This window comes from Stieleria mannarensis (assembly GCF_014154935.1).
Taxonomy (GTDB): domain Bacteria; phylum Planctomycetota; class Planctomycetia; order Pirellulales; family Pirellulaceae; genus Stieleria; species Stieleria mannarensis.
Genome location: NZ_JACEHH010000011.1, coordinates 1 through 10,979, shown reverse-complemented (window position 1 = coordinate 10,979; position 10,979 = coordinate 1). Strand labels below are relative to the sequence as shown.

The window sequence follows — 10,979 nt, the reverse complement described above, 5'->3', positions numbered from 1 at the left end:
TGCTTTGGCTATCCTAAAAAGTGGTGGCAACTGACGATACCCGGTTGTGCGTCGCAGCGACAGTGCGGCGAAAGTCTGCACACCAATACTGATGCCAGAGCCATTCCTGTCGGGAAGCTTTGGCCCTTGCACGCTGCTCGAAGGGGCAACGGTCGTGCAATGGGACCAATCGCACGTCCAGGACTTCTAGGTCCCCTGTGTCCTATCCGTCCCATCCGGCGTGCCACATGGACGTGCAACGATTGCCCCGATCTCCCACATGAATCGAATGCGCTGCCGCGCATCGCTGGCGGACACCGACGCATCGGATTGAATTGGAACTCGCTGAAGCAGATTCCTTCGGCTGCCAACCGATTTCAATTTGGAGTGTCGATTTCTCCACCGTAGCACCCAAGGTCCGAGAAACCGACATCGTCCGTGACGATAAGCAGAGTGTTAGGATGCTCAGCAGCGGAAACACTGGCCAATGAAACCAAGAGAACACCAATCACGGCAAAGAAGGGCGTTAAGTTCATGTCAGGGGTTCACCGCTGGATCCTTGGTTGATTTCACCCAGTTTCTGAGAGCGCTGAGTAGCCTGTCGAGTTGTTCCTGATGCTGAGCTTCCGACGCCAGGTTGTGCATTTCGTGTGGATCTGAATGAAGGTCGTAAAGCTCAAGCTTCGGAACTGTGCCTCCAAGATTCTGCGGGTCCATCTCTGCCAGGATTTGGTACTGTTGTGGAAATCTGTCCTTCAGCCGAATCGTCTCCGCGTAGGTGCGATTTCCCCATACCTTGAATTGCCGGCTGTCCGCATTGACCTGCCGCCACGCAGTTTCGACGTTTTCACGATAGATCAATTTCCACCGACCATCGAAGACACTGCGTTCCTGCATGCCGTTGTTGGGCAGCGGCCCACGATTGGAGATCTCGGCAAAAATGTAATCATGCCCCATCGCGTGCTTGTCCCCCTGCAGCAGTCCGGTGACCGATTTGCCGTGAAGCGGATAGTCGATGGTTGGCTCGATGTCGCATCGATCCAGAATGGTTGGAAGTAGATCGAGCTCACTCACCAGTTCGTTGCAGTGGGATCCCGGTGCGATTCCGGGGCCCCGAACGATCAGCGGCACACGCAGACCAAGGTCGTACAACGTCATCTTGCCGTGCTGAAACGTCGGGCCGTGGTCGCTCATGAAAATCACGATCGTGTTGTCGCTGCTACCGGATTGTTCAAGCACGCTCAACGCCTGTCCGGTCAGAGAGTCCGCTTGTTCGATCCCCGCCAAGTATTCCGCCCAGTCCTTGCGAACCTCCGGCGAGTCCGGCAGATAGGCAGGAAGTTCGACTTCGTCCGGATCAACACGGATCGGTGTTTTGTCGCTGTTCGGGTAAGGCCGGTGAGAGTTGGGGATGTTGAACATCAGAAACCAAGGCTGCTTGCGGGACTTGGCGTTTCGGATGAAGTCAACCATTTCTGCTCGCGAGCCCTTCAGAAACTCGTCGTACGAAAACTTCTCGTTCGGCAACACGTGCAGCTTGTGTGTGACGCCTTGATAGTAGCCATTCGCCTTTAGAATCTCTGTCAGCGTTTTGAACTCATCGTGAATCCGATTCGCTTGCGCAAGTTTGAGTCCGCGCTCTGCTGCAGTGACTTGGCCGGCCGGTTTGTGGAAGTTGTGCGTGTTGTTCAGGATGCCGTTGCTGTGGTTGTGCAGCCCGGTGTAAATCGCCGCCTTGGATGCGGAACACACTGGATAAACGACGAATGCGTTGCTGAAGTACGTTCCGGACTTCGCCAGAGCGTCCATGTGCGGTGTCTGCAGTCCCGGTGTTTCCAATAAGCTCAGGTGCGCGCCCTGGTCTTCCGTCAAAATGAACAGAACGTTCGGGCGTTCGGAGGCACCCGCAGAGGTCGCACCGTAGAATGCAAGGACGGCGGCAAAACCAATTGATCGGAAGTTCATTGTTCAATCTTCTTCTGCTTTCTTTTGGTCGTTTGCTCCTGCTGAATTGCCGCCGAACCGGCGTCGCGTTTGCCGTCGATGTACCAATCAAAGTACTTTGCCGCCTGACGACTCATCCCTTCCGATCTTTGAGCCCAGATGCCGGGTGGCGACTGAGTGTCGGCCCATGCCTTGAGATCCTTGTGAAGGGACGCTGCGATCTCAGGTGAGTCGCTAAGCAAGTCGTTGGTCTCCCGGAAGTCGTTTTCCAGATCGAACAGATACTCGCGCTCATCGGCTCGGATGTACTTCCATCGCCCTTTGCGGATCGCCGACTGGCCCAGCCACCTCCAGTACAAGGTTTCATGGGGGGCCGCTTTGTTTTCTCCAGTCAGGAACGGGACCAGGTTGACACCATCCAGCACCGGGTCATTGGGGAGTCCGGCCAAGGAGCAAGCCGTCGCGCCGACATCCAGCGTGATGACGGGATGGGAGTAGACCTGTCCGCCGGGAATCGTGCCTTTCCACTGGACGACAAACGGCACCCGAATGCCTCCTTCGGTCAACATTCCTTTCTCGCCGTTCATCGGATCGTTCAGTGAACCGTCCCAGCCGGGGCCGCCGCCGGGCGCATCGAGTTTGTGAATCTTCAGCGGAGCGCCGTTGTCGCTGATCACGAAAATCAGTGTGTCTTCTTCGAGTTCGTGCTTGCGCAGCGATGCCATGATCCGGCCGACTCCATCGTCGACGGCGGACAACATCGCGAGTGCCTGACGTCGACGCTCTGGCATTTCTCCAGGGAACCGATCGAGGTATGCCTTTGGTGCATCCAGCGGCACGTGCGGCGCTCGGCAGGCGAGATAGAAGAAGAATGGCTTGTCGTGAAATCGGTCGATGAACGTGCAGGCGAAATCAGAAATCATATCGATGTGATAGCCGCCACCTCTTTGTGCTTGTGCCTCGACGTCTTCACCGTCGAGATTCATGTTCCAGTGGCCTGGGCCGTTGCTATTTTTGTGAAAGACCTTGTCGAAACCGTGAGTCGCGATTCTCTCGGCTTGGCCCAGTCCAAGATGCCATTTGCCAGCCATGCCGGTCACGTAACCAACGCTCTGCAGACGCTCCGGAATCGTCTTGAGTTCATCGAAACGCTTCATGGTCGCCGCATCTCGGAATTGCGGATTCGATTCCAATCCCCACTTGGTTTGGTACTGACCACTGATCAGTCCGCCCCGGGAAGGAACACATTGCGGTGCGGTGCAGTATCCGTCGGTCATGCGGACGCCGCCCCGCGCGAGCGCGTCGATGTTGGGCGTTGCCACGTCATCGAAGACTCCTTGGCAGCTGAGGTCCGAATAGCCATGGTCGTCGGTGTAGATGACGATCACGTTTGGTTGACGTCTACCGTTTTGCGAAACCGGTTGTGGCGCATCCGAGGCCGTGGGGAGTTTCAACTGATACAGTGTCGAACCATCCTCGCCAACGAATCGGATGTCCGAAATCTCCACCTCGCCGTCGCCGCGCGAGGGATCGATTCGTACTGCAATCACCCGATCCGTCGCGGTAAATTCGACCGCGTAGGAATGTGCTTTCCCGTCGTGCCGAACGTCAAACTTGTGACTGCGATCGGCGTTGAAAGGTCCAGCCCCTTGCTCTTGCCAGAACACCTGGCCGTTTCCGCTCGAATCGGAGATCATCGTGAACCGCAACGTGAAGGAGCCGGCGGGGAGCGGTTCGTCGAGCGTGTGACTGAGGTGGGGATCACCTCCGGTGCTCTTCACGAGCAACGCCCCGTTTGCGACGGACAAGGTGCAGGTGCCTCCCGGTTGCCACCCCGCGACGGGCTTGCCGGCAGGCTTTGATTTTCCGCCGGCCGGCTTCTTGCTTGCGCCGCCTTTCAGTTCCGCTTTGCCTTCTTGGGTGATGTCGTATTTCGAGGGGGCGAACTTCGGATTTGCCAGCGGACGCGCGGCCTGCGTTTCGTTCAGGTGTTGTTCGATCAGTGTGTCGAGTTGCTTCACACGCTTGGGGAACTGTTCGGCGAGGTCGCTTTGTTCGCCGATGTCGTCTTTCAGGTTGAACAGCTTGTAACGGTGACCGCCGTTTTCACCGCCGTGGAAGATGCGGATCAGTTTCCAGTCGCCGGCGTGGACGCTGATCGAGGGTGGTAACCAATCCGGAACACCTGGCCCGTGCGGGAAGTACGTGAAGATGGCTTCACGGTCCAGCGATTCGCCCTCCAATGCGGGGACAATGCTGATTCCATCGAATTCCTGATCGGGCTTTGCATCGATCGATAACATTTCCAGCAACGTCGGATAGAAGTCGCTGCTTTGAATGATCTCGTCGCTACGCGAGCCGGCTTCGACCGAACCGGGCTGAACGACGATCGCCGGCCCTCGCACACCGCCTTCGTACATCGTCGCCTTGCCGCCTCGCAGCGGTGCATTGCTGGTCGCCGTTCCACCATCGACCAGGTTGTACATGTTTCCGCCGTTGTCCGACGCAAAAATGATGATCGTGTTGTCGGCGATCTTCAGGCGGTCGAGCGTGTCGAGCAGCGTCCCGACCGCGTCGTCCATACTTTCGATCATTGCCGCGTAAGTCGGGCTACGCTGCGGATCCTTCGGGTCGACGATTTTGCGATATTTGTCGATCAAATCTTGTTTGGCATCGAACGGAGCATGCACACTGAACATCCAGTAGTTCAAAAAGAACGGTTTGTTCTGATGCTCTTCCATGAAGGCCACGGCTTCTTTGGCCATGCGGTCTTCGAGGTGCTCGTCCGGAATGTCCGGATCATGATCGAAGTCGTTGAACTTCCACGGAGCGACATAGCTGCCCGCTGGACCTGGTCCGGGATGGTGGGGAACGTCGACATCGAATCCATGTTCCAGTGGCGAGTAGGGTTCCGGGCCGAGGTGCCACTTGCCAAAGTGCCCCGTCGCGTAACCGTTGTCCCGAAACATTTCGGCCATGGTGTAGTACCGAGTGTCCAGCCGGGACACGCACTGGGGTGTCGTCGAAAATTTATTCGGCGCCGCACTGGTCGGCACGACCGGTTCGAGGATGACCTTGGGAAGGTGGCATGTTGGTGCCGTGATGCCGTGCCGCGCGGGGCTCAATCCCGTCAGAACGCTCGCTCGCGTCGGCGAACACAACGGGCTGGACGAATACGCCCGCGTGAACGTCATGCCCCGTTCGGCCAATCGCTGGATGTTTGGCGTTTGGTAAAGGTCGGTCGTTCCGTAGAGCGTCGTATCGCTCCAGCCGAGGTCATCGGCGAGGATGAAGACGACATTCGGCGTCGGCTCGGAGTCTTGTGCCATCGCGTCGCCGTTCCTCATCGACAGCAATAGCAACAGACAAACGATGAGTCTCAAAAAACTTGATTGTAGGGTTTGATTCATGGATGACTCGAATGCTGAGGTTGCCTCGGCGTGTGGATCGCGCAGGACCCAGGTTTTTTGAGGCATTGCTGTGATGTCCGAATTGGGGGCGACAAGTGTTCGGTTTAGATGACCCTCGGCCGATTGGGGTCGGCGGAGGGCACGACGCATCTTTGACGCATCGCAGACCAAGTAATTTTTTGGCGTGTAGCTGCTCCGTAATCGCCCGCCTCCGCTTCATCTGGCTTCGGGCGGTCGAGCTCGGGATGATAATTCAAGCAGGCAGGACGTTCAGCGTAGAATAGCTGCTAACGCGTGCAATGTGAAATGCGCACCAAGACCTACATCGAGTTGCGTCTTCACGAATGGACATCGGAGCCCGCCAGAAACGGAGGTGTTAACCATGCCCATTTCAGTGTTTGTGATTTTCTCAGGCATCGGCTCCAGCGTCCAATCGTTTTTGCGTTGGGTATTGCCAATCGCACCACTGAATGTGCGGGGGACAACGGACTCCGGCTCTGCGAGCACGCGGACCTGGGAAGGGATGCTCCGGTCGATAGCGCGGAGGCCACACGGACATGGGGGCCCATCATTACGACATCGCACAGTGGGCGCTGGGGAAGGACCAGTCCGGTCCGGTGGAGATTCTTCCTCCGGAAGATCCCAGCACTGGACGTGGGGCATCGACCATGCAATGGGGCCGAAAGGATACCTAGGGCTATCGATCCCATTGGTCCTATCGAGCGCACTTCGATGAGGGCATCGGTTGGACCAGACGACGCAGTTTCCGTCATCCGATTCGGCGCAGCGGTGAATCTGACCGCCGCGCCGAAGCTGGTCCGATTGCACGCGGAGACCATTCAGGCCGAAGCGAGCTGGGCAATGAAGTACGTTGGATGCCAGTGGCGAATCATCCACCGTTATCGCTTCGGCGTCGACCGTAGCGCCCGAATTCCAGATAACCGTGCCTGTCAACGCCACGCCGGAGCAAACCCGCTTCCAAACCAGAATCTTGCTGGCTTGGCTGCTCGTCCAAGACCGGCCGAGCGTGCTTGCCAATTCGCTGCTCCGGTCGATGAAACCGGAGCACCACTGGCAACCATTTTCCTGACTCCCGCTCCGCAACCAAAATCTCCGACCTGATCCGAGCGATGGATCACAATCTTCAGAAAATGCACGATTTCGCTAGGTTTATTCGCCACGTCCAAAAACGAATCGTTAGCTAAAAATACCTGTAGAGCCAATCTGGCGATTGCCTCCTGCCCTTTGACTCCTTCAGACAACGGACTGGAAGTCCATCATACGCTAGAACGAAACACGGACAAAAGCTAGCGTTCCATGTCTCGTTTTAACCACGCGCGGCAGAAACGCCAGCGTCTTTCGGCGGTTGCCAGTGAAATGTCCATCATCGCCGCAATTTCAGGCATGTTCAGCCCAGCGAAGAATCGTAACTTGACCAATTCGGCTTTGGTTTTCTCGAGGTTTTCCAAACGGGACAAAGAATCATTCAAAGCCATAAGATCTTCTACAGCGGGCTGGCCATTCGACGAAACCCCGTCCGGATGCAATTCAATCTGGATCAGATTCCCTCCCCGCTTCTGAGCGTGTCGTTTGCGGGCGCGGTCGATCAGGATCCGGCGCATGGCTTCCGCCGCAGCGGCAAAGAAATGGGCGCGACCGTCGAACGATAGTTGCTCGTCACCGACCAATCGTAGATAGGCTTCGTGAACCAAGTCCGTTGTGTGCAGGGAATTTCCGGGAGCTTCGCGATGCAGCTTCACCGAAGCGAGTCGATGCAGTTCGGAATAGACCAACGGCAACAGATCCCTCGACCGATACTGCCCCGTATCCGACTGAATCGCTTGTAGGATTTTGGTAACTTCGGACATTAGTGTTCTGTCAATCTGTCTCTTGATCGCCAAGAATCATTTGCTTGGCTTCGTCGAGATACAGGTTGGTGGAGAGGCCGTGCGCCCATCCAAACTGCTGTGGCCAAGGACCACTCAAACTCGGCCGGTAATATCGATCCGTCTCGTCCAGCCAACTCGTTAGACTTTCGCGTGCTTCTTCGTGTCGGTCGAGAGCGTGTAGAGCCATAACACGATGCAAAAAAACGCGGTTGTCACCACGCCGATACATTTTCTTGCGATTCCATAGCTCCAGCAATTCGCCGTGTTGCCCTTGTCGAAAAAGGGCAAATCCATAGGGGGCAATCCCACTGCTATCGCCGGACAGTTCCTGCTCAAATTCAATCAGTTCCTTCAGGAGCTGCTTTTCGTCACTGTCCAAGGATCCAGGTAGTGTTGCCGCTTTCAGCACGGTCCAGTTGCGAGTGTCGTAGTGATTCCTCGAATTATCAAGCTGCTTGAGCATCCATCTTCGCAGCTGAACGAACTCTTCGGTGCGGTTCGCCAATAGCAGGTAGATTGCCAATTCATGCCATTCCTGGTCTGCGATCGGGGCTTTCCATCGCGAATTGAGTTGGTGCCGCTTTTTGAAAATGGGGAGCACCAACTCGGCTGCCTCATGCCAACGCTGGTGAAACGCATGATTTCTCGCCTCACAAAGCTGCAAATGTGTATCGTCAGGAAGCAGTTTCTTGAGTTGGCGAAAGACGTGCGGATATTCAGCCAACCTAACCAAAAACTGGGTACGTTTCGTCCACATCCAACCGGTAGCAAGCTTCCAAGCCTTCTTTCTTGCTCAGCCAATTGCAGAACACGGCAGCTCGTATCCAGTTCCAATTAGGATACGGGGTCTGGCCCGAGAGATATCGGCAAGGCAGCAAGCCTTCCTCCCGATCGCACTGAAGGTACTGCTGTGCCGTCACTTCCCGGTCCGCAACGAAAAATGGCTGAGTAATTTGTACGCGACGGATGGGCTCCTCATGTTCAACGGAGTTTCCCTTGATCCTGGTATTTCCTTCCCAGTCCCCCATGGTGAACGTTCCCGGTGTAATCCGTCGCATGGCGATGCCGGCGGAATTGACGAACCAATCGTGAGTCTCCCGGGGGCTGGCGGACTGGGGTTTGGGTAATTTTTCGCCCCAACGGCGTAGCAACCATTCCGCCGAGTTTCGTGTCAGCAAATCGGGTGCGTCCTCGTACCATTTCTGAAGTTGGGGAGCCCATCTCTTTCGAAATGCTGTGACATCGCGTTCCATTTCCACTAGTCCGATTGCCTGAATCAATCCGGAGCGGAAGTCCGGTTCGTCACTCTTGGCAGCAAGCTCCGCCAACTCATTCAGATCGGCGTGCCACTTTGGAAAGTGGTATAGAAACTCGGTCCGCTGAATCGGGTCGATACCGAAACGCAACATTTCCTTGGCGATCTCGTGGTCTCCAATGTACAGGCCCAAAACGGCGATGCGAACCTTCGACCCCAGGTCACGTTTCAGTTTCGCTTTGCGAGCGTGTCCGGCCAAGAGCGACGCATTGTAGTTTGTCGTACGCAGCATACTTACTAAGCTGGGGCAAAGGTCGCTCTCAAGACGATCGATGTTTTCCAGCAGATGATCACCCAACTTCTCGGCAGGATTTAATGCGGTCAAGGCAATCGTGGTGTTGACCCATTGATAGGAACCGGGTGTCTGTTCGGTCATCCGGTCTTTCAGTCTAGGGACGGCAGCATTGCGGAGAGGTTGAAGATCAGCAATCGCTTGTTCCAGCCCGCGCCCCTTGGCTGTGAGAATTGAATCGAGTACTTTGCTCAGGAAATCATTTCTGCTCTGAATGAGTTGACGATTGAGTCGCTTTTCCGTCGCATATCCTCGAGACAAACTGACGGTGTAACCGAAGAGCAGCGCCAGGATGCTGGCGGCAAACGCGCACTTTCCTTTGTGTTTGCGTATCAGTTTTTGTGCTTTGTAGCCGAGAGTGGGAGGACAGGCGGAGACCGCATTGCCTTCCAGATGGTTTTGCAGATCTTCGGCCAATTCCGTAGCACTGGCATATCTGCGATTTCGGTCCTTTTCAATCGCCTTCATCACGATCCAGTCCAGATCGCCGCGAAGGATGCGTCGAAAGGTAGGCGACGGCACTCGGCGGAGTTTTGCAACTCGGGTGACTGTCGCTTCGTCCAGCGTATCCACCAACGCTGACGGTCTGCGAGGTTCGATACTGCGAATCAAGTGGCGGATTTCGTCCACGCCCGCGCTGCGGAACCTCTCCCTGGCCAGCGGCGTTTGTCCGGTCAGCAGCTCGTAGAGCAAGATGCCCATCGAATAGAGGTCGCTCCTTGTATCGACGTCCAGTCCGCTGATCGATGTCTGTTCGGGGCTCATGTACTGCGGCGTCCCGACGATTGCACCAAAGCTAGTGAACGAAGTCGTGTCGGTTAGCGGCCCGTGGAGTGCTTTGGCGATGCCGAAGTCGATCACTTTGACCACCGGCTTTCCGTCGTGCAGTGATACGAGGACGTTAGACGGTTTAATGTCGCGGTGGATAACTCCCTTTTGATGAGCGTGCTGAATCGCGTTACAAAGGTCATTGAAAAGATTCAGTCGTTCTTTGGTGGAGAGCGTTTCTTCGTCACAGAATTCGGTGATCGGCAAACCTCTTACCAGGTCCATCACAAAATAAGGGTAGCCGCTTTCGGTCGTCCCACCATCCAGAACTCGAGCGATATTGGGATGGTCCATCATCGCGAGAGCTTGACGTTCTGCTTCAAATCGTGCGACAACCAATCGGCTGTCCATGCCGGGTTTGATGACCTTCAACGCAACCTTTCGCCGAACCGGTTCGGTCTGTTCCGCCATGTAGACGACGCCAAATCCGCCTTCACCAATCTCCTGCAGGATTTTGTAGCGGCCAATTTCCGCTTCCAGTCGGTGATCAAAAGCTTCCTCGGTTGACGTCGCATCCAGCACTGCGCAGCCGTCCAATATTGAGTCTTCTCTTTCGTCGGCTGCCAACAATTCTTTGACTTCGCGATGCAGTGACGGCTGATCCGCACACATTTCGTCGAGATACCGATCTCGCTCGACGGGGTCCTCGAAATCGAGTGCCCGAATGAAAATTTGCTCTCCCTTTCGCATTTGCTTAGCGTGAACCATACCGAGGCTCCCCGGAGTGATGAAAGTCCGTTGCATTGACGATACCGGTAATGCGTCGTCCGAACCCTGTCCCCCTCAGAGAATCGAAAATTTTTCTCCACACCAGCATCCGTATCCCTTTGTCGCTCAGCGGGCCGGAAACTAGCATCAGTCGACTGTTATCTTCCGCAGCGGTTTGGGCCTCCGGCTACAGATCTTAAGTTCCGCAACGCACCCAAGGGCGTAGCCGCGCCAACATGAGGATTTTTGAGTGTCCCCGCCGGAGTCGGTTTCGAATAGACACACCAATTCCGTGGGTACGCTTCGTGCCCCACCGCGGCTACGGCCGCCTGATCCCATCTGGGGCTATGCACTCGAGAGCTCGCCCCTGTCATGCACCGGCGGCCGACGCCGGAGTACGCTGTGGATCGTGACCTGCGACTCGTCGACACTAGTGAACCTGCCCGATCTTTTGTGCGTCTCGCATCCGGATGGGGGAGAAGTACTAATGCGGAATTCGTTGAGCGAAGCATGATGAGAAAACTGGCGACCATCCGGACGGTTGGTGAATTGCGGCCGATTGATGGGGCGGACTCGATTGAACTGGCGGTGGTCGATGGCTGGATGTGTGTCGT

General features: G+C 56.0%; 5 protein-coding genes. All 5 read right to left on the bottom strand.

The window, feature by feature from the left end:
- Nucleotides 1–516: 516 nt before the first annotated feature.
- The 5 genes from H1B37_RS09530 to H1B37_RS09500 all read right to left on the bottom strand — a co-directional run bounded on the left by H1B37_RS09530 (nucleotide 517) and on the right by H1B37_RS09500 (nucleotide 10,365).
- A complete protein-coding gene (locus H1B37_RS09530; RefSeq protein ID WP_182866416.1) occupies nucleotides 517–1,944 on the bottom strand; it encodes a sulfatase family protein in 1,428 nt (475 codons plus the stop codon).
- On the bottom strand, nucleotides 1,941–5,333 hold the full coding sequence (locus H1B37_RS33720; protein WP_286177571.1) for a sulfatase-like hydrolase/transferase: 3,393 nt from the start codon (nucleotides 5,331–5,333) through the stop codon (nucleotides 1,941–1,943). Before H1B37_RS33720 ends, H1B37_RS09530 begins: the two co-directional genes overlap by 4 nt.
- Before the next feature lie 1,307 nt (nucleotides 5,334–6,640).
- Nucleotides 6,641–7,201 carry an ECF-type sigma factor gene (locus H1B37_RS09510; RefSeq protein WP_182866499.1) on the bottom strand — a complete coding sequence of 187 codons (561 nt, stop codon included), beginning with the start codon at nucleotides 7,199–7,201 and terminating at the stop codon, nucleotides 6,641–6,643.
- A 10-nt stretch (nucleotides 7,202–7,211) separates the two neighbouring features.
- A complete protein-coding gene (locus tag H1B37_RS09505) occupies nucleotides 7,212–7,946 on the bottom strand; it encodes a hypothetical protein (protein ID WP_182866414.1) in 735 nt (244 codons plus the stop codon).
- 1 nt (nucleotide 7,947) lies between these two features.
- Nucleotides 7,948–10,365, bottom strand: coding sequence for a serine/threonine-protein kinase (locus H1B37_RS09500; RefSeq protein ID WP_182866413.1), 2,418 nt, complete (start codon nucleotides 10,363–10,365; stop codon nucleotides 7,948–7,950).
- Nucleotides 10,366–10,979 lie beyond the last annotated feature (614 nt).